Raw genomic sequence first — 23,644 nt, forward strand, 5'->3', positions numbered from 1 at the left:
GCTATAAACGAATTTATTAGAGGTCGTCCCATGCGACTTTTTATATTACTACTCTTCATCTCTAGCTCGTTTGTTCACGTAGCATATAGCGAAGAGCTAAGTGAGCTGAGTTATCTCACAGAGCAATACCCGCCTTATAACTACGATCAGGGTAACGGGGTTGAAGGCATCGCCATTGATGTCCTTAGATCGGCCAGTGAACAAGCTCGCAGTCAAGTTTCGCTTGAGTCAATACAGGTTCAACCTTGGCCACGTGCCTATCGTAGCGCGTTAATTAAGCCCAACACCGTCCTTTTTTCAACCACTCGTACGCAATTGAGAGAGCACATTTTTCAATGGGCGGGGCCAATTAGTAAAACTAGAATCGTAGTACTGGCAAAAAAAAGCAAGAACATCAGCGTGAGTCAACCAATGGCCTTGGCGGAGTACCGCATAGGTGTGATTCGCGATGACGTGGGAGAACAGCTTTTATTAGAGCTAGGTGTTCCAAGAGATTCTATGGTTGAAAGTTCAGTACCAGAAACACTCGCCAATCAGTTTGTCAAAGATCGTATAGACTTATGGGCATATGAAGAGAATGTTGCCAAATGGTGGTTGAAACGAGGCGGCTATAATACGGAAGAGTTTGAAGCGGTCTATGTACTTAGTGAAGGGGATCTATATTTTGCCTTTAACTTGGAAACAGATAGCAGACTGGTTCAACAACTTCAGCAAGGTATAGACGCCATCAAGCAAACCACAAATGAGGGTGAAGCTAGCGTTTATCAAGAAATACTCCATAAGTACAAATAAGGAGATTTGATGAGATTTAGCGGTCTTTTGCTACTTGTTATTACATGTCAAAGTTTTGCTCAGCAATCAATTACGTTAACTCTAGCTTCACAGATGGATGGCGGACATCGCTTTTACCACGAGCTGCTGTTTGAAGCGCTATCGAGAAGCGGCTATGACGTCAAAATCATGGTACCAAGTGAACATATACCTCAAAAACGCGTGATAAGAATGGTTGAAAGCGGACAGTTAAGCTTAACTTGGCTACTTGCAACACCAGAAAGAGACAGCAAATATCTGGCTATAGATATGCCCCTGACCAACGGCTTAATTGGTAAGCGGGTTATGCTTATCCCCCCCGAACTGCAATCTAAATTAAAAAACATTAATACACTTCAAGATCTTAAAGAGGCTAATCTCATAGCGGGGTTAGGGATAAACTGGTTTGATGTCGATGTTTGGAAAGCAAATGGACTGAAAGTTTATGAAGAAGATGGTGAGTGGCGAACGCTCTACAATAAACTCACAACGGATGGAAACGTTAATTATTTTCCTCGGGGAATGAATGAAATTAGCGCTGAAGCAGCGCAAAATAAACACTTGGCTATCGAGCAAAGGCTCTTGCTTGTTTACGACCGCGATTTCAAATTCTACTTGTCACCAAAAATGGCAAAATATCAGCCCGCGATACAAAATGCGTTAGACAAAGCCAAAACATCGGGTTTGCTCGATCAACTTGTCAGAAAGCACTGGGGTGAAAGCTTCCAGAAGATAAAACCAGACCAAAGAGTCGTCATCAGATTAGAGTTACCGAATCACACATCTCAAAAACGTTAATGTCCTATTGCCCTCAGCGTATAATATCGAATAATCAAATAATTGAACTCATTTAAGGTTAGTCAAACGTAAATGGAAAGTGTTTTTATCGTCGTCGCCATACTGGTCATTTTCTTTGTTGTAATTCAAAAGCGCTATCTGAAGCAAGATGAGTTGAAAGATAGTGCATACAAAAAGAAAGGGCCTTTGCTCAATGCGCAAGAGTCAGCTTTCTACAACGCTTTGATCACTGCTGTAGGTCAGCATGGTGTTGTAATGAGTAAAGTTAACCTGTCAAATGTGATCACTCCGCTCGCAACAGACAAGAAACAGTGGTTCATTGCCAATAATCGTATTTCTAAAAGTTACTATGACTATGTGGTATGCGACCCACGTACATTTGAAGTTCGTGTTGCGATTGAGCTTGACGATGGCAAAGAGCTTAATAAAGGCAAAGTCGATAGGCAAAAGCTACTCATTCACGTAAGTAAATCTGCGGGCATTCCTCTGATTGGCGCGAACATCAAACACAGTTACCAAGTCGGGCGTTTACGCCGCCTTCTAGCCGCGCACATAGACTTAATTGAACCAGACAAAGAAATTCGCTTTTGTAAGCGTTGTGGCAGCCCAATGACGATAAAAACGGCAAGTCAGGGTGAACATAAGGGCCGGAGATTCTTTACTTGTAGCCGTCAGCCGCAATGTACCTATACAGAAAACTACAATGTGGTGTTTGAAGACGAAGACAGCGATATCTAGATTGAATTAAAACTTAATTCGGCTTTAGAAGGGTGGCTGCATACCATGACCTGGTTGCGGCCGTTTTGTTTAGCGCGATAAAGTTCTTTATCTGCCTCTTTAAGAACACTTTCAAGATTAGCGTAATGATCGCACTGGTAAACGCCTATACTCGCCGTAAGAGAAATTGGGCTGCATTTATCATTAAATTGGTAGTCTTCAATAGCATTGCGAATCTGTTCCGCTTTCTCTTTCGCCGACTTTACATTGGTGTTGTGGAGAGCGATACAAAATTCTTCTCCTCCGATTCGGTAGACGAGGTGCTCATCACTCAATCCATCAATCAGTGCAGCGGTTTGGATTAATACCGTATCACCCACATCATGACCATATTGATCATTTACCGCTTTAAAGAAATCTAAGTCTAAGATCAGAAGTGACAGGGGAAGTTTAATACTTTCATTCCGGTAACGTTCAAAGTTATGGGTGAGGGCATGGCGATTATAGACACCCGTTAGGGCATCGCGGGAAGCTAGTTGGCCTAGTGACGCCTCTGATAATCGTCTTTTGACCTCGAGTACGTGAGAGGTTAGCCAAATGGTCATAAATGCGAGTGAAAAGTTAACTGCAAGCTGAGAATTACCGTCAATTCCGTCGTTCCATAGTTTATAAGAAATAATCCCAATTTGATTGATGAAGCCAATGCTTGTTGCGAACATTCCGGCTCGTCGGCCTAAAATTAAATAGAACATCATGGGGAACAAACAGGCCCAAATAAATACACCAAACTCAATCGGATACTCATAGGTCGCTAAACTTGTCACTCCAATCAAGCTAAAAACATAAGCAACAGTAAAAGGTTTAGAGATGCTTTCATGGTATGTGTGATAAGCAATATAAAGAGACAAAAGTCCAAATGCAGTTTCTATGTAATGGTGAGGACTGTATTGCTGGATAACAAGATTATATGCAGTGGTTGCGCTGGAGATGAATGCTAGCAGCGTACTTAGCCAAAATAACACTGCTCGACGTAACTGCCGAGAAGGATTAAAAATGTCTAGCTCCATCCTTGTTGCCTTTGTAAAAAATTAAATATGCCAAAGCTTGAATATGACCTTCATCATATGCTTTTTATAGGTGGAATCAAGGTAAAATCTGAATAGAGATCACGCTATTCAAATGATAGCTTACATTGTGAACGACAATATTGCGGAATGTTTCAACTAAGTTAATGAAAGGATTGATTTTTAAAAATAACGAGAGTTGGGTTTTGGATGTTGTTGGTGCTAACAATTAACTTGGAACTACCAGCTTTATCGCTATAAAACTTCTCGTTTTCGGTGGGGTCTTTCAACCTTTGAATGGTAGCGAAAGATGCAAGCATATATGTCATCGGATCAAGTTTTAATATTACGACCAATCGCGTGCAAGTAATGCTTTGCTTAAGTGATCTGGTAAAGAGCTTTAAAGCTAGCAGTGTCAAAACTCCGGTGTCTCAATTTACCTTATCTATGTTCTCTATAACTAAATGTCATTCAAAATGCGGGACTATGCGATTTTCCAGCGCTAATTTAACTATTAATAATTAACAACAATCTCTTGCTAACAGCTACCAATTACCAAGCGTGCAAAATATAGCTTTGGAGGTAATTGGAATGAGCATGTACAGAGAATCTAATTCAACATTAGATAGTCAAACCGAAGATAATATTATTCCGATAAGGAGTAGAGAAGAGAAGATAGGCTGTAGGTGTTCAAGAGGGACTTGCCAAACCTCATCGGGTAGCACTCCTTTTTGCGAATCATGCTTGTCTGTTCAAACAGTGCTCGATAGCTACCTTAAAACACACTCAGATTTAGAGTGTGATGAGCTAGAGGAAGCGATATGGAATCTGCAATGCGCAAAGATGCAGATTAGAAATGCATTCTTAATGTTTCCGCAACAGCCACCGGATGATGTAATTGTTACGATGAGTAAGCTCCAGTGCCGATTGACGACTCTAATCACTAGCCTAGATAAGATAAAACAAGAAAACCAACTCTACTTGCTTCTCGCCGTTATCGCGAGAGAGACTGATTTGATGCTAAAAAGTAAAACAGCTCAGTGGTGGATGTCATGAAGTTCAACAATCTACCCATAATGGCTCAAATCGTAGCACCTGTGCTAATCGCGGTTTTTCTATTTGCCGCATCTACTATCTTGTCAGACGTTCTCCTTAGAGAAGCAAAGTTGAGTGGTCAAGTGTCACTGGTGAGTTCGGACAATGTGTCTAAGTTAATGTCGGCACAGCGCAACGTTTACCGAATACGTATGGCTTCTGCTAGCGCTTTTTATGGCGAAATTACATGGGATGATGCTCGAAAACAATTTGAGCAACGCAGCGAGACAGTTAATCGAAGACTCGCAGAACTAGATAGTGGCGATGGCGAGTTGACGATCAACACAGCTCTGAAAGATAACATAATCAATGAGCTTAGTGAGTATGGTTTGACACAAACGGCTTTGGCTGAACGTTTGAGCTCCATTCAGGTATTGTTGGAATCGTTGCCTGATTTGAATTCAGCTTTAGCACTGGCGAACAACGAGTTTCATGCTTCAAACAAAGTGGTCAGTTTTGAGCAGCGCCAAGAGTGGCTAAATTTGTTGTCAGAGCTTTACTCATTTTCAAGTCAAATCCAGCAACACCTTATTCGCTTAGAACGCAGTGCAAATAAGGAATATCTCAATAAAATCCGCCTTAACTTAGAGAGGTTTGAGCAATCCTTAGCGTCTTTTGGTTTGAAGAGCTCTATCACGCTCAAAAAGACACTCACCGGTTACGCGAAACAAATTTCGACACTAGAAGATGAATACCTAACGCTGACGAATGAGGTGGCTTTAATTAGTAAGCAGGGCACTTTGTTACGAGAAATGTTAGCAACGTTGTCTACCGATTTAGAAGAGCAGAACAAACAATCTCTTGAGAGGGGGATTTCTCTTACCAATACCTCGGAGAAGGCTCTCATATCCTCTTCAGTATTAGCGGCACTTATAGCGCTGACATTAGCAGTGTGGATTGCCAAACGCCTTAACCTTAGCATACGTTCACTGAGTGAAACCATTGATGGTATGTCTTCTGGCGTGCTTAGCCAAAAGGCAAATTTAAGTGGCAACAACGAAATTGGGCGTCTGGGCGCGAATACCGATAAAACTCTCGAAACCTTAGATCAAACCGTGAGTGAACTTAGGGGAGTCGGTTCAGATGTTGCCTCTTCAGCGACAGAACTTGCTTCGACTATGGTTGAACTTGAAGGTAATGCTCTGGAGCAAAAGGCGCAAATAGAGAGAATCGCCTCAACTAGCACCGAGCTTGCAGCGAGTTCGGAACAAGTGGCAAGTACTGCAAACGATGCAGAAACTTACGCTATGCAGGGAATAGAAATTGCGAAAGAAGGAGCGGCGGCGGCTCAAACTAGAGCGAGCCTGTCAGATGAGCTTATTGTAGAGCTGAATCAAACCTCTGAAGTTGCTAGAAGCTTAGAGCAACTATCTACCAGAGTGACAGAGTTTGTTAGCTTGATTGAGAATGTGGCTGAACAAACCAATTTGTTGGCACTCAATGCTGCAATAGAGGCTGCAAGGGCAGGTGAAAGTGGTCGTGGTTTTGCCGTTGTTGCCGATGAGGTCCGAGTGCTCGCTCAGAAAACATCGAACAATACCGAATCTATTCAAGAACTCGTTCGTTCTTTACAGAAAGGCTCACAAGATATGGTGACTTCAGTGAGCGTATGTTTGGAAAAAGTTACTGAGAACGCAACGCTAGCGAAACAAAGCGAAGACGATATGCGTTCCTTGCTTGAAGGAATAACCAAGATCATCGAACAAAACAATGAAATGTCCTTGGCTGCTAACGAGCAGAATCAGGCGATCGCGTCTATGAACGATAGTATCCATCAAGTCGATGATAGTCTTAGCCAAAATGCGCAGGGTATTAAGCAAAGTGCTGAAGCAGCCTCGTTTCTTTCAGAATTGTCTGAGAGGCAGCAGAGCAAGCTGAGTTTTTTTAAGTCTAATTAAATTATCAGAGCCTCGTATAAATAGAGGCTCTACGTCTCGATTTGAAGCCAAAATTTAGGCTGAAGTTGCGACACATATTTGAAAATTTTTAGAACTATAAAAGGATGAGTGCAAATATTGCACTTAAATGAGCACTCCTCATCAAGAGTGTAAAATAATTACGTTTTGCAATCGGTTAAATTGTGTTCCTACCCCTTTAGGGTAGTTTAAAACTGTAATTGATTTACATCATGTATTAATTTTCTTTCACAATTAACAATTGGCTCAGATAAAGAACCTAACCCTTAGGAAGTATTATGAGCAAGTTGAAGCTGGTTGTTATCGGTAACGGTATGGTAGGACACCGTTACATTGAAGACCTAGTAGAGAAGGCAGATGCATCCCAGTATGACATTACTGTTTTCTGTGAAGAACCGCGTGTCGCTTATGACCGTGTCCACCTCTCTTCTTACTTTTCTCACCACACAGCGGACGAGTTATCTTTGGTTAAAGAAGGTTTCTACGACAAGCATGGTGTAAACATGTTGATTGGTGAACGTGCGATTAACGTTAACCGTGAGAAACGCATTGTCCATTCTAGTACGGGTCGTGAAATTCAATACGACAAGCTGATCATGGCGACTGGCTCATTCCCATTTGTTCCACCTATTAAGGGCCGCGAAAGTAAAGATTGTTTTGTCTACCGTACCATCGAAGATCTCAAAGCTATCGAAGCTTGTGCGAAAAAGAGCAAAATCGGTGTGGTTATCGGTGGTGGTCTTTTAGGTCTGGAAGCCGCTGGTGCACTTAAAGCACTCGGTGTTGAGACTCACGTTGTTGAGTTTGCACCTAAGCTAATGGCTGAACAGCTCGATCAAGCGGGCGGTAATCAACTGCGCCAAAAAATCGAGAGTATGGGTGTTAAGGTTCACACCAGCAAAAACACACTTGAAATCGCTCCTGAGGGTAAAGATGCTCGTAACGTGATGCGCTTTGCTGATGGTACTGAGCTAGAAACAGACTTCATCGTATTTTCTGCGGGTATTCGTCCACAAGATAAGCTTGCTCGTGACATGCAGCTAGACGTCGCACCACGTGGTGGTATCGCCATCAACGACTTCTGTCAGACTTCTGATGATAACATCTATGCTATTGGTGAGTGTGCTTCTTGGAATGAAACCTTCTACGGATTAGTAGCGCCAGGTTACAAGATGGCAACGGTAGCGGTTGACCACATTGTGGGTAACGACAGCAAGTTCGAAGGTGCTGACATGTCTGCCAAGCTTAAGCTGCTAGGCGTAAAAGTTGGTTCTATCGGTGATGCTAACGGCCGCACTCCTGGTTGTAAGAGCTACGTTTACCAGAACGAAGAGCAGGAAGTGTACAAACGCTTGATCGTATCTGAAGATAACAAGAAGCTGCTTGGTGCGGTAATGGTCGGTGATACGTCTGATTATGGCGATCTTCTTCAGCTGATGCTTAACGAAATTGACCTACCAGAACACCCAGATGCACTTATCCTACCTGCACACGCGGGTGCTGAGAAACCAACGCTAGGCGCCGATGCTCTGCCTGATTCTGCAGTTATCTGTTCTTGTTTTGATGTAACTAAAGGCAAAATCGCTGAAGCAGTTGCACAAGGTCACCACACTATTGGCGACATCAAAGCAGTAACCGGTGCGGGCACGGGTTGTGGGGGTTGTATCCCACTTGTCACGTCAGTGCTAAACGCTGAGCTTGAAAAAGCAGGCGTTGAAGTTAAAGCGGATGTATGTGAGCACTTTGCTTACTCTCGCCAAGAGCTTTTCCATCTAGTACGTATTGGCGAAATCAAATCGTATGAAGAATTGCTAGAGAAACACGGTAAAGGTTACGGCTGTGAAGTGTGTAAACCACTAGCAGGTTCTATCCTTGCGTCCTGCTGGGGTGACCATATCCTGAAGCCATCTCTGGTTAAACTGCACGATACCAACGATAACTTCCTTGGTAACATGCAAAAAGATGGTACGTACTCTGTTATTCCACGTATGGCTGGTGGTGAAGTAACGCCACAAGCACTTGCAGTACTTGCAGATGTTGCTGCGGAATACAACCTGTACACCAAGATTACAGGTGCACAACGTATCGGTCTATTTGGGGCACAGAAAGATGACCTTCCTGCAATCTGGAAGAAGTTAATCGAAGCGGGTTATGAAACGGGTCAGGCTTATGCGAAAGCACTGCGTATGGCTAAGACGTGTGTCGGCTCTACTTGGTGTCGTTACGGCGTTCAAGATTCAGTTGGCCTTGGCGTGATGATCGAGAACCGTTACAAAGGCATTCGTACTCCTCATAAGATGAAGTTTGGTGTGTCTGGTTGTACTCGTGAGTGTGCAGAAGCGCAAGGTAAAGACTTGGGCATTATCGCAACAGACGCGGGTTGGAACATGTACGTGTGTGGTAACGGTGGTATGAAGCCTCGCCATGCAACATTACTGGCTGGCGACCTAGACCAAGAAACACTGATCAAATACATCGACCGTTTCATGATGTTCTACATCCGTACGGCTGCGCCACTACAGCGCACATCAGTATGGTTTGAAAACCTAGAAGGCGGTATTGATTACCTACGTGAAGTGATCATTGAAGACAAGTTAGGCATTAATGACCAACTTGAAACAGACGTAGCGAAATTGGTTGAAGAGTATCACTGTGAGTGGACTGACACAATTAACGATGAAACTCAGCTTAAGCGTTTTGCACACTTCGTGAACTCTGATGAGCGTGACGACAACGTTATGTTCGTGACAGATGGCCGTGAGCAACATCGCCCGGCAACATTCACTGAAAAACATCCTGAAGCGAAAGGCGACATCCTTCACGTAGAAGTGGTTTAAGGGGAGAAGAAATCATGGCATTTACAAAAGTTTGCAACATCGAAGACATCATCCCAGGCACTGGCGTAGTCGCACTATTTGAGGGTGAGCAAGTGGCTATCTTCCGCCCACGAGCAACTGAAGAAGTCTTTGCAATCAACAATATGGACCCATTTTTTCAGTCAAATGTACTGTCACGTGGCCTGATTGTTGAGCACGATGAGCAATTATGGGTAGCAAGCCCACTTAAGAAGCAACGCTTTAACCTAGCAACAGGTGCATGTATGGAAGATGAGCGCATGAGCGTGAAGTCGTACAAAGCACGTGTTGCAAAGGGCAAAGTGGAGATAGCGGCTTAATCAAGTGTTAAGCGAGATCTAATAGCTTAAAGGTTCGTTGTTTCTCAGTTGGGGAACAGAGGAACAGCGAGTCTTTCACTATTCGATTTTAACTTTTAACTTTCAATTTTGGATAAGGACACATTCATGTCTACAGACTTTAAACCTGCTGAGTTCGTGCAAACTATGATTAACGTTGGCGAAGCAAAGACGAAAACAAGCGCTCGTGATCTGCTTCTTCGTGGCACAATGGCTGGTATCATCTTATCGCTTGCAGTGGTTGTTGCAATTACAACAATCGTACAAACGGGTGTCGGTGTTGTCGGTGCGTTAGTCTTCCCAGTTGGCTTCGTTATTCTATCTGTGATGGGCTATGACTTGGTAACCGGTGTATTTGGTCTAGCGCCACTGGCAAAATTTGAAGGTCGTCCTGGCATTACTTGGAACCGCATTTTCCGTTGTTGGGGTCTTGTTGGCCTAGGTAACCTTATCGGTTCTTTGATTGTTGCTTACCTAGTAGCAATCTCACTAACAGGTAACTTTTCTCTAGAACTTAACGCAGTTGCGAAGAAGTTCATCGCGGTTTCTACTGCACGTAGCCTAGGCTTCGAAAACATGGGTATGGACGGATGGATTACCTGTTTCGTGCGCGGTATCTTCTGTAACCTAATGGTTTGTCTAGGTGTGATTGGTAACATGACGGCACGTACGGTTGCTGGTCGCGTAGCAATGATGTGGTTCCCAATCTTCATCTTCTTTGCACTGGTCTTTGAGCACACAGTAGTAAACATGTTCCTATTCCCACTAGGCATGATTCTAGGCGCTGATTTTGGGATTGCGACTTGGTTGAACTTCAACCTTATCCCAACCATCCTTGGTAACATCGTTGGTGGTTTGATCATGACATGTATTCCGCTATACCTGACTCACGCAAAAACAGCGCCTTCTCTAAGCGATGAAGAAGAAGTTAATGCGAAACCAGCACTAGCGAAATAATGATTTACAGCCCCACGTTGTCACGTGGGGCTCCTAACCATCAAATACAGTCTTGATTTGAATATAAAAAGTAGTCATTCACTTTACGTAGCCGTTGAGTACTACTCTTTATATCCAAATTTACGTTGATAGGCATAGCTATGAGCATGACTCCAATCTCTCCATCAAACCTTGGTTTTGTTTCATTAGTTGGTGCTGGGCCAGGCGATCCAGACCTACTAACAGTCAAAGGCTATCGAGTGATTCGACAAGCAGAAGTTGTGGTCTATGACCGCTTGGTCTCTCCAGAGATTCTGGCGTTAGCCAATAGCGATGCCGAAATGATTTACGTGGGGAAAAAGTTAGATTTCCACTGTGTTCCTCAAGAGCAAATTAATCAGATTCTGGTTGAGAAAGCGCAGCAAGGCAAAAAGGTTGTCCGTCTAAAAGGCGGAGATTCGTTCATTTTTGGTCGTGGCGGAGAAGAGCTAGAAGAGCTTGCCGAACATGGCATTCGCTTTGAAGTTGTTCCGGGTATCACCGCCGCTGCGGGTGCGACGGCTTATGCGGGGATCCCATTAACGCATCGCGATCACGCGCAAAGTGTTCAATTCATTACGGGTCATGTGCAGAAAGATGGCCGTGAAATTGAATGGCACTCTTTAGCTCAGTCTAATAACACACTCGTGTTCTACATGGGCTTAAAGCAAAGCGGTTACATCACCGAAAAATTGTTGGAAACTGGGCTAGATTCGAATATGTCGTGCGCCATTATCGAAAATGGAACCCGACGTGAACAAAGGGTGTTTACAGGGGCGCTGAAAGAGTTGCCAAACATGGCGAAAGAGGCAGTGAGCCCTGCGTTAATTGTTGTTGGTAGCGTGACGTCTTTGCACGATAAGTTGAAGTGGTTTAGTTAATCATCGAAATCAGGTTTACTTGAATATGACTCACTTACTTGGCTTCTCTTTGTTGAAAATAGTCGGCTAGAAAGTCGATGAATGCACGAATTCGATAGGGGGTATGCTCTGTTGATTTGTAAACCGCGTACATAGGCAAAATAGCCTTCGGAAGTTGACTAAAAAGCTCTATAAGCTGACCTGAATTGACGTAGTCTTGCACCATCCATTTTGGTAAATAGGTGATACCATTACCAAGAAGTGCCATTTTCAATAGCATATCTGGTGAGTCACTGGAGAATACCTCATTCACTTCATATTTTTCTCCTTCTAAGAACCAATGGTTGGAGGGGGAAATTAATGAATAAGTAAGGCATCGATGAAGTTGCAAATCTTCAGGTAGCTTCGGTGAACCGTATATCGAAACATAGTCAGGTGTCGCGAAAATACCCGCCTGATGGTCTAACAGTTTACGTGCTTTTAGATTTGAATCCTCAAGGTGCTTTGCTCGAATCGCAATATCTGTTTCTGTTTGATAAAGATCTACAAATCTATCATTTACGGATACATTTACAGTAACGGCTGGGTGAGACTCCATAAATTTTGCTATTGGTTCAGCTAATTGCATTGTTGCAAATGCTGAAGGTGACGAAAGCAACAACCTACCACTTACTGCCGTTAACTCGTTTCTAAGCCGTGATTCAGTGACCGACATCTCTTCAAGCAAGCGGGATGAATAGTCAAAGTATTGCTTACCTTGCTCTGTGAGCTTGACGTTCCGTGATGTTCGATGAAATAGCGTTAACTTTAAGCTATGTTCTAGCCACGCGACCTTCTTGCTTACAGAGCTTTGTGTTGTGTTTAGGTTCATGGCAGCAATGGTGAAGCTCTCATCTCGTGCAACTTGGCAAAACACGTTTAGGCAGTCAAATTTGTTCATTTATCTATTCTTATTTTGAATACATACCATGCTGATTCTAGTATTTATTAGTTGTATTGGGAATGAATATACTGGTGGTCACAGAAATCTTATTCAAACAAGGTTCAATGATATGACAGTTATTTCTTTGCTACTCGCTGTGTTTTTTACTTTCGCAAGCTCAATCAAACTGTTTGGTTGGCACAAGTTTATTTATGAAACCCAACTAAGGTTTTTTCAAAAATATGGACTAAATAGGAACGCAATGTTCGCTGTAGGGATAGTAGAGTTCTCTTCTGCAATAGCTCTGATTACCTCGATTTATCTAATGAGCTCCGTTTTAAGCATTTTAGGAGCAATAGGTATTGCTCTAACATCTATCGGGGCCATCTTTTTCCATGCTAGATTTGATACATTTAAGGATGCCATTCCCGCAATTTTAACGTTACTGCTATCCTCTGCGTTAATCATTGGGAGGAAAGCTGAAATCCTATCGTGGTTCTGATACAGTCTCGGCGTCGAAACTAAGGTAATCAATCATGGAAAAAATCGCGATTTTTGTCGATGTTCAGAACATCTATTACACCACTAGAGATAAGTACCGAGCGAATTTTGATTACAACCAGTTTTGGTACGTCGCGACAGAAGGCCAGCAAGTCGTAGAGGCCAATGCTTACGCGATTGCCTCTCATGATCCTAAGCAGCGTCAATTTCACCATATCCTGCGTGGTATCGGCTTTAACGTTAAGCTTAAGCCTTATATTCAGCGACATGATGGCAGCTCAAAAGGAGACTGGGACGTAGGGGTTGCCTTAGACGTCTATGAAGCTGCCTCAAAGGTTGATCGTGTCATACTCCTCTCCGGTGATGGAGATTTTAAACTGCTAGTCGACCGAATTCAAAAACGCTTCGGGACGAAAGTAGATGTCTACGGTGTCCCTCGTCTGACTGCGCAATCCTTAATCGATGTGTGCGATAGGTACATCCCAGTAGAAGAGTCACTGCTGCTAAAATAAGCAGTAGACGGCGCATGAGTAAATCAGCCGCACAATTTCTTAGTTGCATATGATAAGGTAGTTCCGCTTTTTTCGTATGGAGCCTAGTCTTAGATGTTTAATACAGTTGAAGATGTCGATATTGAGGTATCAGAAGATAAAATCCAGCTTCTGGATGAGCTTCTAAGTGATATTGACGCAGAAATGGCATTGTCTATGTCTAGTGCTCGACGTGCTCAGGGTATGCCTTTTAGTGAACTACAGCAACGTATAGAGGGGCTCAATGCTTCAACGCTAAAACGTTATATGCAACAGAGCTACCGTTCAATCAGACCAATTCATGTTGTAGCGGCGCTGTCATGGATAATGATGGTTCCGATGACTAGTTTTTACCATGCCGTCAAAATTCGAGAATCGTACCGTGGCATGGATGACAAAGGTATTGAAGCTCTATTTTGTATAGGTCGGTTGCCAGAAAAGCAGTTTGAACTTTACTTAGATCTCATTACATCGCTAATGGAACCCCAAAAAAGAGAAGATTTTTCGCTCCTAAGGTGTCAAACAACGGCTTTAGTCGACCCAAATATACACTACGATGATCTCTTTGCTCCCAGAGTGTTAGATTTGAATGCTTTTGCCATTGATTACTATCGATCAATTGCAATTACCGTTAAGCGTTTTAGGCAAGAGCATAATATTTCGTTGCAAATAATGTCTCGTGTGCTGGGGCTGTCAGAGAAACAGTATCTACAGTTGGAGGATGTTTATAAAGTAAGAGATTACTCGATTGCGATTGGCTTTAGAGTAAAACTTGGTTTTAACCTGAGTTCACATGTCAACTTCACGAGCGAAATGAGACAGTTTCCCGAGTTCCATCAACTGCGACAAGTGCAGCATGTGCGCGATACTTTGATGATTGAGGCTCTAAGAAACCTAGATGGAGAACGGAAAATCCGAGCGGTAGAAATACTGTCTCCATTATCAAAAATATACTCGAAAAACGTGACATTATAACGTTGACTGAATAATTTAAAATCAATTTACACACTCTATTGATCTTTAATTTTCCTATTAATATCCTTTGTTAGGCTTAATGAATATAGTTTTGTTGCGTCAATACGTTACGAAGCATCATATTTTAACACCTGCTCACTGCTGTTTAAGGCTTGGAATTGAATTGCTACTTGGCAAAAGCCTTTAAACAAGCATCAAGCAAATAATTATATAAAGACTCACTCTAAGTATCAGTCAATAAATAGATACGGCTGAGTAAAAGAGGGTGGCACAGTGCTATGGCTAGGAAGATAATGGATAATAGAATACAGCAACATCTGGCAGACGCAGACCAGCCAGTTAAAGATTTCATGGCAGAGTTACTAGAGACTCTGGGTAAGCAGGTCTCAGAAAACCAAGATCCCAAGTTAGATTTGAGTTACTTTGGTGCAAAGTTAGAAATTAAGTTGGTTTCGTTTGAAGGTAGTTACGATTAAATAACCACCGAATATAAAAAGCGCCAGTTGAGTTCAACTCTACTGGCGCTTTTTGCGTCAATTTACGGAGTTCAGCTAGTTACTTATCATTGATCTCAGGTTGCTCTTCTGCTACTTCAGTAGCTTCAACCTCTTGCTGGCTCTGCTCTTCTTCCTCCATTTTCGCTCGCTCTGCTTTAGAGATGTAGCGAGGCTTGTTGCTCTTGTGCAACTTAGAATTCATCTTCTTTTGTTTGGCTTTCAGAATCTGGTTGATCTTTTTCTTACGGTTCATGGGTTGCTCAGTAACAGTTGGAACTCTTAGGAAGCGCATCCTATCAAATAATCTTAATACTTGCACTCTGCAGCTGCCCCTCGCTCCTACACATTTATTAATAATAATTTATTTTCTAAGTTCATGAATTATATGGTTTTAAATTAATAAATTAAAACCAATTAGTCGTTTGTAGTACGCCTCTTAAATATTCTCGCCTCACTTGGACAGATTTCTGAACAAGCACACATATGTAAAGTCACAGGTGGGAATTAAAACAGGTGGGAATTAAATATGAGCATTATTAACCCTCAAACAGACAATAAAAACAAAGTTATACAAGTTCGTCGATCAATACTGTTGGCGTGCGGTTTAAGCTTGATGATAGGTCTTTCCGGTTGTAGTGATAGTGGAGAGCTTACTCAGGCAAATACCGGAGGTACACAAGATACGTCTGCAGGAACGACAGATAATCAAGATAATACAAACCAAGACACAGGAGATAGTCCTGCAACAGAAGAGAACGTGCCCTCTGATGAAACAGAAGGAGGCGGTGACCAGGGAGACTCTGAAAGTCCAGATAATGGTGACAGTGGTAATTCTGGTTCCGGTGGAAGTTCTAGTGACGGAGAATCTGGTAGCGATGATTCTAACGGAGACAACACGCCTACGGACACTTCAAAACTGCATGTAAAGTTTACACGATCTCCTCCACCTGCCAATTCTGCACCGCACATACAACGGCAGAATCAAGAGCTATCCGGTCGCTTGTTTCAACTAGAGGTCTATACCATTGATGACGAGCTCAATTTGCAAGATGTCACGACAGAAGTCACTTGGAATACGATTTCTGAAGAGTGTAATGGCGATCCATGTTACACATTAGATTCTGACGGGAAACTGGTCGCTGGTGCGAAAGGCAAGTTTAGTGTGCAAGCTGAGTACAATGGTTTGCTATCTTCAGTAGTTAATCTTGAAACGCCAAGAAAATTAGAAACTTGTGGTGTTGAAGGTAATGCCGACAAAGCGCACCGTACAGAACAGTGTTTGCATATTATCGTCGGTAACTCTGGTGATGCTGATGGTAAATGGTTTACTGAGCCACCAAGATCGCAGGTCATGTCGTACATGTGGTATTCATTTGACGATAAAATGTATAACTCTGGATATACGCATTCAGGCTTTACCACCGACGGAGGTAGTGGTACCAACCAGTTCGCTCAGATGAGAAACGATGGCTACGACCAGAGTATCAAGGATGCTGGTGGGACAGTTGATGAAGGTCAGTATGGTCAACATGAACGCTACTGTGCGGACTTATCGGCTATCAGATTTAATGGTAGAGATAACTGGCGTAAACCAACACTAGATGAGTTAACTGAGCTTTCAACGATGTCCATAGGAGCAACTTACGACTGGCCTATCTATGGCTACTATTCATCAGGTATGCCACATATGAGGGGAGATGAAAATGGGGGGCTTCATTATGTAAGTGTATCAATGTCAGGAGGGCCTAATATGAGTCTACTACCTGAAAAAGAAACGTATCCAACTTGCGCATCTGTCCCCTAAACTAAAAAAGTGGGGTGGTATTTGCCACCCCAAAACACAGCGAAGTGAAGTATAGCTAGAAGTAGCTAGTATGTAGGAAAGTGAAGTTGTGAAGTGAAAACCTAGCCAATGTTCGAGACGTCGGAGTGAGCCAAAAGAATCCACTTCACATGGTTAATATAAGCGCCAGCTCATGAAAAGGGGTAGTAAATAATCATTACTTATCTCTAATTGAACTTGCCCTATATTAAATAATAATTAATGAATAAAAACATAATATTAAGTCTTTTAGCCTTTAAAAGGCTTATCGTTGATTCAATCCTGAATACTACAGCTAATTAAATTTAGATTGCCTATTTTCGAAAGCATAAACCTAGTTTCATTAACTAAATGAGGAAAGGAATATGGTTCGGCAACGAAGTCGAAAAAAGTCTCTGCTTGGTATAGATGTCATGTTCGCAGCGCAAGAGCGAATGGCATATATCTATGACCATTTCGAACACCTCTATGTCTCCTTTTCTGGCGGAAAGGACTCTGGAGTATTACTTAATCTTGCCATTGAAGAAGCTCAGCGCAGAGACCGACTGCCAGTTGATACATTAATTGTTGATTTTGAAGCTCAATATAAGGAGACCGAAGGGTTTATAGAGCGTATGGTTGCGACCAATAAGATTCGCCCATACTGGATCTGCCTACCTATTGGTTTGCGCAATTCGGTCTCTCAGTTCGAGCCCAAGTGGGTGTGTTGGGACGAACGGAAAAAGGTGAATTGGGTGCGTAAACTGCCTAATGTGTTTGGGGTATTTAACGACCCAAACGAGTTCCCTTTTTTCTACCCTGGAATGGAGTTTGAGGATTTTGTGTTTGATTTTGCGCACTGGTATCAACAAAAAAAACAAACAAAGATTGCAGTGCTAATTGGCTTAAGAGCTGACGAATCCTTGAATCGCTACAACACAATTAAAAATAAATATAAAGACAAATTCCATCATTTACCGTGGACGACGAAAATGCAGCAAGACGTCTACATGGCTTATCCTATATACGACTGGAAAACGCGAGATATATGGATTGCGAATGGCCGAAGGCAATGGGATTACAATAAAGTGTACGATTTGATGCACAAAGCCGGTGTCTCAATCTCTCAGCAGCGCCTTTGCCAACCGTTTGGTGATGAACAGCGCAAAGGGCTATGGCTCTATCAAATTCTAGAGCCGGACACTTGGCAAAAGTTGGTTGACCGCGTTGAAGGGTGTAACTTCGGCGCAAGGTATTCAAAAGAGCAGGGACGTATCGTTGGTTACTATCGTTTTAAACTGCCTCCCGGGTTTACCTATCGTCAATATAGTAAACATTTACTCAGTACTATGCCTCCTCATGTAGAGAAGCATTACCGAGAGCGGATCTATAAATTCCTTCAATGGTGGCGCCGCAACGGACGCCATAAAGGGATTCGACGTATTCCTGATTTCGCCGATTCTAAGTTAGAGGCAAAAAAACAAGTCCCGAGTTGGAGGAGGATATGCAAAGTTCTGATAAAGAATGACTATTGGTGCAGAGGGCTTTCATTTGGCTACAACAAAGCGGTTGCTCAGCAATACCATTCTTTGTACAACGATTACATCGGACATGGAGGCTTTTATGGAAAGTAAGTTTGTTATGTCACTGCTTAGTTCAGACGGGTTAAAAGACGTTGGGCATCTGGATGCTTCTGTCGCTTTATATAATCAAGTTACCCACTTATTGTGTAAATTGAACCCAAATCTGCCCCCAGTTTGCAATGTACAGATGCTGAAATTAGAGATGATATCGGCAAACCACTACAATCCAAACAAGATGGCCTCACCAGAAAATCGGTTACTTAAACATTCTATTCAACAAGATGGCCTAACAATGCCGGTTATCGTAAATCAAATCTCGGGTTGTGACCAATACGTGTTAATTGATGGATTCCATCGATTCGATTTGATCAAATCAAATTCAGAGCTACAACCTATATCAGGATACGTCCCTGCGATTGTGATGAATAAATCTGAAGAAAAGAGTATGTCAACTTCAGTACGACACAATGTAGCTCGTGGAACACATCAGGTCGAGTTAACCGCGAACCTTGTTATGCAATTAAGAGAATTAGAGTGGAGTAACGAGAAAATATGCCGTGAACTTGGAATGGATCGCGATGAGGTATTACGAATGCAGCAAGTGACAGGCTTAGCAGCTGCATTTAAAGATCAAGACTTTTCAGAGGCTTGGGAGTAAACATAATATTTTATAATTCGTAGAATGTTAATTTAAAACTAATTATTAAATTATTGTAATAATTGGCGCTAGGGTTACGGCTCTGGCGCTTTTTTTATACGTTAAAAGATTATTTTTAGCAAAAAGAGCGATTGGTGAACCCTATAAATATAAAGGTCTATTACATATGGATAATGTGAAACAGAATCATTCTCTAACGACAAAATCGCCTTCGACTCTTGGTGGGTCGTGCATCATTGCATGCGTATGTGTTGGAGCAGGAATGCTTGGTTTACCAAGCGCAGGTGCAGGTGCATGGATAGCTTGGACCTTGCTTATATTGGCGATGACCATGCTAATAATGACACTAAGTGGATGCTTTCTATTAGAAGTGTTAAAAAACTATCCCTATAAATCATCTTTTGATTCGATAACAACGGATCTATTAGGTAAACCAGTCAGCTGCTTCAACAACATAATGATCTATTTTGTTGGGGGCATTTTGCTTTATGCCTATATAACTTCATCGGGCCTAATAATAAATCAGTACATGGGATTAAACCCTAAGCTTGCTTCTATTTTGTTTGTCGCTGTATTTTCTTTTTTTGTCTGGCATTCAACTCGGGTTGTTGACAAGTTTTCAATCGTTTTAATGCTGTTTATGGTTGCTAGCTTCGTGTTTGGTATTACTGGGCTAGTGTTTAACATCGACCTGAGTGAAATGTGGAGAGATGTCAATCTGGAGCAAAGTAAGTTTATGTTTGCTTTGGTTCCTGTGGCATTAGCCTCGTTTGGTTATCACCATACCGTTTCGACCATGCGGGATTACTACATGGATGAACGGAAAGCGCAAAGGGCAATTGTTGGAGGTACGACAATTGCCTTTTTTATTTATGCAGTTTGGCTGGTAAGTATCTATGGCAATCTACCAAGAATGCACTTTGGCGAAATAATTGAAAAGGACGGCGATATCAATGTTTTACTCAGCAGCTTAAGTGGTGTAATACAGACAGACTTTGTTTCTAATGTCATTAGTGCTTTCTCTGCAGCTGCGATTCTATCGAGTTTCGTTGGTGTCGGGCTTGGGGTATTCGATTTTTTAGCGGACGTTTTCAATTTTAAAGATAACAAGAGAGGTCGATTAAAAACTTGGTCAGTGACCTTTTTACCACCACTCATATTTTCATTGTTACTGCCCTTTGGCTTTCTCGTCGCAATTGGTTTTGCGGCATCAGCGGCGGCGATTTGGGCATGCATCATCCCAGCATTGTTAGTCCGAAAATCTAGGCAAAGCAATCTGAATAAGGCAGACAATTTGCTTTCTAGCCACAACGACTACAGAGCCATTGGAGGAAAGTGGTCGCTTATTGTCGTTGGAGTGTTTGGTGTCAGTGTCATCACCATTCACATCATGACCTTAACGGATTCATTGCCCAAGTTTTTAGGCTAATGGGACTCTAAGGTGAAGTCGAAGTGATCATAAAACCGGTATTACTTCGACCTTTTTGTCTTCGTCGCGATTTTGATTCAGTTTCTGTTGCAGAAATGGGATGGCGAATACGCTAGAATTACTCTCATGTTAGTCATGCAATGCTTTAGTTTATATGCCAAATTCCGCTAATCAGACGCTCTTTATCGTTGAAGATGACCCTAAGCTTCGACAAATGCTGTGTGAATATTTTGTCTCTCAAGAGTTCAGTGTTACGACTTTTGAAGAAGGTGAAAGTGCCATTGATGCCATTGTTGAAAATCAGCCTGATATTGTTCTCCTCGATCTTATGCTCCCCGGTGTTGATGGGCTGACAATTTGTAGACAGATTCGTCCAAGCTACTCAGGTAAAGTGCTTATGCTGACAGCCAGTGATGACGATTTTGATCATGTCGCAGCACTAGAAATTGGCGCAGATGACTTTGTAACAAAGCCGATTAAACCGCGAGTTTTGCTCGCTCGGATGAGAATGTTGTTAAGAAGAGTTGAGGCGAGTACTCAATCGATACCGCAAGCAGCTAATTCGAAAGTGCTAGAGTTTGGTCAGTTGAAGCTTAATGATGCACGTAAAGTTTGCGAACTGGCAGGCGAGGTGGTTTCAATGTCTGATAGTGAATTTGATTTACTATGGGCTTTGGCCTGTTCTCCTGACGAAGTGTTGTCTCGGGATCAACTGACCAAGACGTTGAGAGGCATTGAGTATGATGGTCTAGATAGAACCGTCGACAACAAGATTGTGAGTTTGCGTAAGAAACTCGGTGACACATCTGCAACGCCAAAACGCATCATTACTGTCAGAGGAAAAGGGTATTTGTTTGTCCCAGATACTTGGTAATAGTCGACGAACTTAATCTTAAGAGGGTATATGCGCAGAATTTACTTGGAATCGTTTATCGGTTTATTGATCTTATTTACATTAAGTATTTTTGCGTATGAGTACATTATCTATGAACTCAATCCAGATTATGACTATGTACTGCAGGAAAGAGAAGGCGAAGCGTTCAGGGATATGGTGCTGACTATTTACCAAAACCAAGGTAAAGAAGCGGCTATTGATACTATGGAACGCGTCGTAGAAAAAACGGCCAAAACCCTGTTCGTTGTTAACTTGTCTGATGTACCAAAAGACGTCGCCAACTTTTTCGCCCAAGACCAATCGAATCTCAATATCTATTTTGATGAAGAAAGACATTTCTGGTTTAAGTTGTTAGAGCCCAACGAGATTTACTACATCTCGCCAGACTTTCAAACTGAGCTACGCCAAGCAATTGAATTTGATGATGATATTGTTTGGGGCTTCATTCTCGGGGGCTTCTTTGTCTACTCACTGTGTTTGATTCTGTTCTTAAGCCGTAGAGTGCGGTTACTGGAAAATGCGACGGTTAAGTTTGCTCAGGGCGACTTTAACGTTAGAGCACCGACTAAAGGAAGAGATACTGTTGGTAGGTTGAATACCAGCTTTAACTACATGGCAGATAAGATTTCTAACCTTATTGCAAGTAACCGTTTCCTAACCAATGCGGTTGCCCATGATCTGCGAACGCCAATTTTCAGAATTCAATGGCAAGCTGAAATGTTGCAAGACCAGAACTTGTCTAAAGAGCAGCATGACAAAATAGCGAGCATCATCGAAGATACCGAAGAAATGGAGCGAATGGTCGATGAGCTACTGTATTTCGCTAAGATGGAACGTCCTGAAACCGAGCTGAGCCTCGAGCAGCTTAATTTGAATCATTTTCTACCTGAAGTCGTTCAGCGCTTACCAAACAGCCGTGATATTAATATTGCACTTGATATCGAAAGCAATGTAGAACTGTGCGCGGATCGTTCATTGTTAAAGCGCGGAGTAGTGAATTTGCTTTCGAATGCCGTTAAGTATGCGAAAAATCAAGTGCAGCTAAGCGTAAAAGAGTCTGATGGACACCTAGTGCTCATGGTAGAAGATGATGGTAACGGCATTCCATCTGAGCATTGGTCATCAATTTTCCAGCCATTTTACAGTGCTGACGCGTCAAGAAACAAAGAAAACAGTGGATTTGGCTTAGGGCTTGCGATTGTTGACCTAATCGCTAAACGGCACCAAGGCACTGTTGAAGTCGGTCAAAGCACCTTAGGTGGCGCTCAATTCATCCTGACATTCCCTAAATTGTAATCGAGGCTGACAAAGGCGTGACAAAGTCGCGACAAAGTAGATCTACATCTCATTTTTCTGATTTTGTACACTGTGCACTATCGCTTGCCTAACCAATTAAAAGGCAACGACTTTAAGAGCAAAGTCCCATACAGAAAATAGAGAGTTCTATATGTCAGCCAACTACCTTAATTTTGTTTTGTCGCTTCCTAAAGTCGCTGAAGCCGTATATCCGGATATTCATGGGCTTAAAAAGCTACGCTATAACGCGCGCTTTTGCTTATGGTCGTTGCTTAAACCAGGCGTCTTAAAGCAGATGCAAGAACTCTTCGCTCAGCCCGATCTAAAAACCATCACGGACGTTAACCCGCGTTTGCTCGAAAAGCCTCTTAAACCTTATGTTTGCTTGAATTGGCGCCCAGAACAGCGCGCGAAGAAAATCTATGAGCATTTTAAAACCCTCCATGAAATGTATGGCCGAGGATTCTTAGACTTTTATTCCAATGAAGGTTGGCTTCTTGCTGAAATTATGGATTGTAAGCTGCTGTTGTGTGCGGGGCCTGAAAGAGAGGGCTCATTGGCACTAAAGCTGACAGATGAGAAAAACCGCGATCTGTTTACGTTGGCGTTTAATCTATCGACCACGCCACGCAGAGAAATCCACATTGGTGCGCTACAAGGGCCTGGGGACCACATTAGTGATCGAGGAGAGATCATTAAGTCACTGACTCGCGGTATTCATGGTTTACGTCCAAAAGCGTTAATGCTTGAAGTTTTGCTGATGCTCGCTCGCGAGTGGCAAGTAGACAATGTTTTCGGTATTACAAACAAAGGGCATATCTATCAAGCATTGAGATACACAGGTTCGAAGCGTTCAAGTGTGACCTACAATTATGCTGAATTGTGGACCGAGTATGGTGGTGAACAAGTCTCGAAGTTTATGTACAAGATCCCACTTCAGCCGCCGCGCAAAGATCCGAGTACACTTAAGAAAACGAAACGTCGTTTATACACCAAACGCTATGCTTGGATTGAGGAAACACAAGGTGTGGTTAAAACGCGTTTGAGTGAGCTTTAAAGACGCTTAGCGAAGTGACATATGAACAAAGATAAAGCCTGACTCATGTCAGGCTTTTTACTGAGATTGGTT

Annotated in this window: 23 protein-coding genes; 20 read left to right on the forward strand and 3 right to left on the reverse strand. The window is 42.5% G+C overall.

The window, feature by feature from the left end; translation table 11 throughout:
• Positions 1 to 30 precede the first annotated feature (30 nt).
• The 3 genes from AC6R00_RS23020 to AC6R00_RS23030 all read left to right on the forward strand — a co-directional run bounded on the left by AC6R00_RS23020 (position 31) and on the right by AC6R00_RS23030 (position 2,346).
• On the forward strand, positions 31 to 792 hold the full coding sequence (locus AC6R00_RS23020; protein WP_500642094.1) for a substrate-binding periplasmic protein: 762 nt from the start codon (positions 31 to 33) through the stop codon (positions 790 to 792).
• Between the two features lie 9 nt (positions 793 to 801).
• Positions 802 to 1,608 carry a transporter substrate-binding domain-containing protein gene (locus tag AC6R00_RS23025; protein ID WP_500642095.1) on the forward strand — a complete coding sequence of 269 codons (807 nt, stop codon included), beginning with the start codon at positions 802 to 804 and terminating at the stop codon, positions 1,606 to 1,608.
• Between the two features lie 72 nt (positions 1,609 to 1,680).
• Entirely contained in the window at positions 1,681 to 2,346 is a 666-nt protein-coding gene (locus AC6R00_RS23030) for a DUF2726 domain-containing protein (protein ID WP_500642096.1), read from the forward strand.
• On the opposite strand, the gene AC6R00_RS23035 is transcribed toward AC6R00_RS23030, so the two are convergent.
• Entirely contained in the window at positions 2,343 to 3,392 is a 1,050-nt protein-coding gene (locus tag AC6R00_RS23035) for a GGDEF domain-containing protein (RefSeq protein WP_500642097.1), read from the reverse strand. The two genes, AC6R00_RS23030 and AC6R00_RS23035, sit on opposite strands and share 4 nt — an antisense overlap.
• A 741-nt stretch (positions 3,393 to 4,133) precedes the next feature.
• On the opposite strand from AC6R00_RS23035, the gene AC6R00_RS23040 reads away from it, so the two are divergent.
• The 6 genes from AC6R00_RS23040 (at position 4,134) to cobA (ending at position 11,449) form a co-directional block, all read left to right on the forward strand.
• The gene (locus AC6R00_RS23040) at positions 4,134 to 4,445 is read left to right on the forward strand and encodes a hypothetical protein (protein ID WP_500642098.1); all 312 of its coding nucleotides are present in this window, start codon (positions 4,134 to 4,136) and stop codon (positions 4,443 to 4,445) included.
• A complete protein-coding gene (locus tag AC6R00_RS23045) occupies positions 4,442 to 6,382 on the forward strand; it encodes a methyl-accepting chemotaxis protein (protein ID WP_500642099.1) in 1,941 nt (646 codons plus the stop codon). Before AC6R00_RS23040 ends, AC6R00_RS23045 begins: the two co-directional genes overlap by 4 nt.
• A 296-nt stretch (positions 6,383 to 6,678) precedes the next feature.
• A complete protein-coding gene (nirB, locus tag AC6R00_RS23050; protein ID WP_500642100.1) occupies positions 6,679 to 9,237 on the forward strand; it encodes a nitrite reductase large subunit NirB in 2,559 nt (852 codons plus the stop codon).
• A 14-nt stretch (positions 9,238 to 9,251) separates the two neighbouring features.
• Complete coding sequence (gene nirD, locus AC6R00_RS23055) at positions 9,252 to 9,575, forward strand: nitrite reductase small subunit NirD (RefSeq protein WP_005473845.1); 324 nt, start codon at positions 9,252 to 9,254, stop codon at positions 9,573 to 9,575.
• 126 nt (positions 9,576 to 9,701) lie between these two features.
• Positions 9,702 to 10,550 (forward strand): formate/nitrite transporter family protein, encoded by an 849-nt coding sequence (locus AC6R00_RS23060; RefSeq protein WP_494504952.1) that lies wholly within the window; start codon positions 9,702 to 9,704, stop codon positions 10,548 to 10,550.
• Positions 10,551 to 10,690: 140 nt separating this feature from the next.
• Positions 10,691 to 11,449 carry a uroporphyrinogen-III C-methyltransferase gene (gene cobA, locus AC6R00_RS23065; protein ID WP_500642101.1) on the forward strand — a complete coding sequence of 253 codons (759 nt, stop codon included), beginning with the start codon at positions 10,691 to 10,693 and terminating at the stop codon, positions 11,447 to 11,449.
• A 34-nt stretch (positions 11,450 to 11,483) separates the two neighbouring features.
• Here the strand turns inward: cobA and AC6R00_RS23070 are convergent, their stop codons facing one another.
• Complete coding sequence (locus AC6R00_RS23070) at positions 11,484 to 12,368, reverse strand: LysR substrate-binding domain-containing protein (protein WP_500642102.1); 885 nt, start codon at positions 12,366 to 12,368, stop codon at positions 11,484 to 11,486.
• Between the two features lie 112 nt (positions 12,369 to 12,480).
• Between AC6R00_RS23070 and AC6R00_RS23075 the strand changes: the two genes are divergently transcribed.
• From AC6R00_RS23075 to AC6R00_RS23090, 4 genes are all read left to right on the forward strand, one after another.
• Entirely contained in the window at positions 12,481 to 12,852 is a 372-nt protein-coding gene (locus tag AC6R00_RS23075) for a DoxX family protein (RefSeq protein ID WP_500642103.1), read from the forward strand.
• A gap of 34 nt (positions 12,853 to 12,886) precedes the next feature.
• A complete protein-coding gene (locus AC6R00_RS23080) occupies positions 12,887 to 13,363 on the forward strand; it encodes a LabA-like NYN domain-containing protein (RefSeq protein ID WP_500642104.1) in 477 nt (158 codons plus the stop codon).
• A 93-nt stretch (positions 13,364 to 13,456) separates the two neighbouring features.
• Positions 13,457 to 14,356, forward strand: a complete 900-nt coding sequence (locus AC6R00_RS23085) for a hypothetical protein (RefSeq protein WP_500642105.1) — start codon at positions 13,457 to 13,459, stop codon at positions 14,354 to 14,356.
• A 293-nt stretch (positions 14,357 to 14,649) separates the two neighbouring features.
• The gene (locus AC6R00_RS23090) at positions 14,650 to 14,832 is read left to right on the forward strand and encodes a hypothetical protein (protein WP_239853654.1); all 183 of its coding nucleotides are present in this window, start codon (positions 14,650 to 14,652) and stop codon (positions 14,830 to 14,832) included.
• Between the two features lie 79 nt (positions 14,833 to 14,911).
• Here AC6R00_RS23090 and AC6R00_RS23095 read toward each other — a convergent pair whose 3' ends face one another.
• Entirely contained in the window at positions 14,912 to 15,106 is a 195-nt protein-coding gene (locus AC6R00_RS23095) for a DUF2986 domain-containing protein (protein WP_500642106.1), read from the reverse strand.
• A 273-nt stretch (positions 15,107 to 15,379) separates the two neighbouring features.
• On the opposite strand from AC6R00_RS23095, the gene AC6R00_RS23100 reads away from it, so the two are divergent.
• The 7 genes from AC6R00_RS23100 to AC6R00_RS23130 all read left to right on the forward strand — a co-directional run bounded on the left by AC6R00_RS23100 (position 15,380) and on the right by AC6R00_RS23130 (position 23,572).
• On the forward strand, positions 15,380 to 16,657 hold the full coding sequence (locus tag AC6R00_RS23100; RefSeq protein ID WP_500642107.1) for a hypothetical protein: 1,278 nt from the start codon (positions 15,380 to 15,382) through the stop codon (positions 16,655 to 16,657).
• A 383-nt stretch (positions 16,658 to 17,040) separates the two neighbouring features.
• Complete coding sequence (locus AC6R00_RS23105) at positions 17,041 to 18,288, forward strand: DUF3440 domain-containing protein (RefSeq protein WP_500642108.1); 1,248 nt, start codon at positions 17,041 to 17,043, stop codon at positions 18,286 to 18,288.
• Positions 18,278 to 18,895, forward strand: a complete 618-nt coding sequence (locus tag AC6R00_RS23110) for an IbrB-like domain-containing protein (RefSeq protein WP_500642109.1) — start codon at positions 18,278 to 18,280, stop codon at positions 18,893 to 18,895. The genes AC6R00_RS23105 and AC6R00_RS23110 overlap by 11 nt, the downstream gene beginning before the upstream one ends.
• A gap of 166 nt (positions 18,896 to 19,061) precedes the next feature.
• The gene (locus tag AC6R00_RS23115; protein WP_500642110.1) at positions 19,062 to 20,324 is read left to right on the forward strand and encodes an aromatic amino acid transporter; all 1,263 of its coding nucleotides are present in this window, start codon (positions 19,062 to 19,064) and stop codon (positions 20,322 to 20,324) included.
• Positions 20,325 to 20,478: 154 nt separating this feature from the next.
• Entirely contained in the window at positions 20,479 to 21,198 is a 720-nt protein-coding gene (locus tag AC6R00_RS23120; protein WP_004745169.1) for a response regulator, read from the forward strand.
• A 30-nt stretch (positions 21,199 to 21,228) separates the two neighbouring features.
• The gene (locus AC6R00_RS23125) at positions 21,229 to 22,515 is read left to right on the forward strand and encodes an ATP-binding protein (RefSeq protein WP_500642111.1); all 1,287 of its coding nucleotides are present in this window, start codon (positions 21,229 to 21,231) and stop codon (positions 22,513 to 22,515) included.
• 151 nt (positions 22,516 to 22,666) lie between these two features.
• A complete protein-coding gene (locus tag AC6R00_RS23130) occupies positions 22,667 to 23,572 on the forward strand; it encodes a VirK/YbjX family protein (protein WP_239825761.1) in 906 nt (301 codons plus the stop codon).
• Positions 23,573 to 23,644: the final 72 nt, after the last annotated feature.

This window comes from Vibrio sp. R10-SF1-ISO8, assembly GCF_059833805.1.

Excerpts from the sequence above, each read along its gene's own strand:
- AC6R00_RS23020 (WP_500642094.1), top strand. The coding sequence starts at position 31 with ATGCGACTTTTTATATTACTACTCTTCATCTCTAGCTCGTTTGTTCAC.
- AC6R00_RS23025 (WP_500642095.1), top strand. The coding sequence starts at position 802 with ATGAGATTTAGCGGTCTTTTGCTACTTGTTATTACATGTCAAAGTTTT.
- AC6R00_RS23030 (WP_500642096.1), top strand. The coding sequence starts at position 1,681 with ATGGAAAGTGTTTTTATCGTCGTCGCCATACTGGTCATTTTCTTTGTT.
- AC6R00_RS23035 (WP_500642097.1), bottom strand. The coding sequence starts at position 3,392 with ATGGAGCTAGACATTTTTAATCCTTCTCGGCAGTTACGTCGAGCAGTG.
- AC6R00_RS23045 (WP_500642099.1), top strand. The coding sequence starts at position 4,442 with ATGAAGTTCAACAATCTACCCATAATGGCTCAAATCGTAGCACCTGTG.
- nirB (WP_500642100.1), top strand. The coding sequence starts at position 6,679 with ATGAGCAAGTTGAAGCTGGTTGTTATCGGTAACGGTATGGTAGGACAC.
- nirD (WP_005473845.1), top strand. The coding sequence starts at position 9,252 with ATGGCATTTACAAAAGTTTGCAACATCGAAGACATCATCCCAGGCACT.
- AC6R00_RS23060 (WP_494504952.1), top strand. The coding sequence starts at position 9,702 with ATGTCTACAGACTTTAAACCTGCTGAGTTCGTGCAAACTATGATTAAC.
- cobA (WP_500642101.1), top strand. The coding sequence starts at position 10,691 with ATGAGCATGACTCCAATCTCTCCATCAAACCTTGGTTTTGTTTCATTA.
- AC6R00_RS23070 (WP_500642102.1), bottom strand. The coding sequence starts at position 12,368 with ATGAACAAATTTGACTGCCTAAACGTGTTTTGCCAAGTTGCACGAGAT.
- AC6R00_RS23075 (WP_500642103.1), top strand. The coding sequence starts at position 12,481 with ATGACAGTTATTTCTTTGCTACTCGCTGTGTTTTTTACTTTCGCAAGC.
- AC6R00_RS23080 (WP_500642104.1), top strand. The coding sequence starts at position 12,887 with ATGGAAAAAATCGCGATTTTTGTCGATGTTCAGAACATCTATTACACC.
- AC6R00_RS23085 (WP_500642105.1), top strand. The coding sequence starts at position 13,457 with ATGTTTAATACAGTTGAAGATGTCGATATTGAGGTATCAGAAGATAAA.
- AC6R00_RS23090 (WP_239853654.1), top strand. The coding sequence starts at position 14,650 with ATGGATAATAGAATACAGCAACATCTGGCAGACGCAGACCAGCCAGTT.
- AC6R00_RS23095 (WP_500642106.1), bottom strand. The coding sequence starts at position 15,106 with ATGAACCGTAAGAAAAAGATCAACCAGATTCTGAAAGCCAAACAAAAG.
- AC6R00_RS23100 (WP_500642107.1), top strand. The coding sequence starts at position 15,380 with ATGAGCATTATTAACCCTCAAACAGACAATAAAAACAAAGTTATACAA.
- AC6R00_RS23105 (WP_500642108.1), top strand. The coding sequence starts at position 17,041 with ATGGTTCGGCAACGAAGTCGAAAAAAGTCTCTGCTTGGTATAGATGTC.
- AC6R00_RS23110 (WP_500642109.1), top strand. The coding sequence starts at position 18,278 with ATGGAAAGTAAGTTTGTTATGTCACTGCTTAGTTCAGACGGGTTAAAA.
- AC6R00_RS23115 (WP_500642110.1), top strand. The coding sequence starts at position 19,062 with ATGGATAATGTGAAACAGAATCATTCTCTAACGACAAAATCGCCTTCG.
- AC6R00_RS23120 (WP_004745169.1), top strand. The coding sequence starts at position 20,479 with ATGCCAAATTCCGCTAATCAGACGCTCTTTATCGTTGAAGATGACCCT.
- AC6R00_RS23125 (WP_500642111.1), top strand. The coding sequence starts at position 21,229 with ATGCGCAGAATTTACTTGGAATCGTTTATCGGTTTATTGATCTTATTT.
- AC6R00_RS23130 (WP_239825761.1), top strand. The coding sequence starts at position 22,667 with ATGTCAGCCAACTACCTTAATTTTGTTTTGTCGCTTCCTAAAGTCGCT.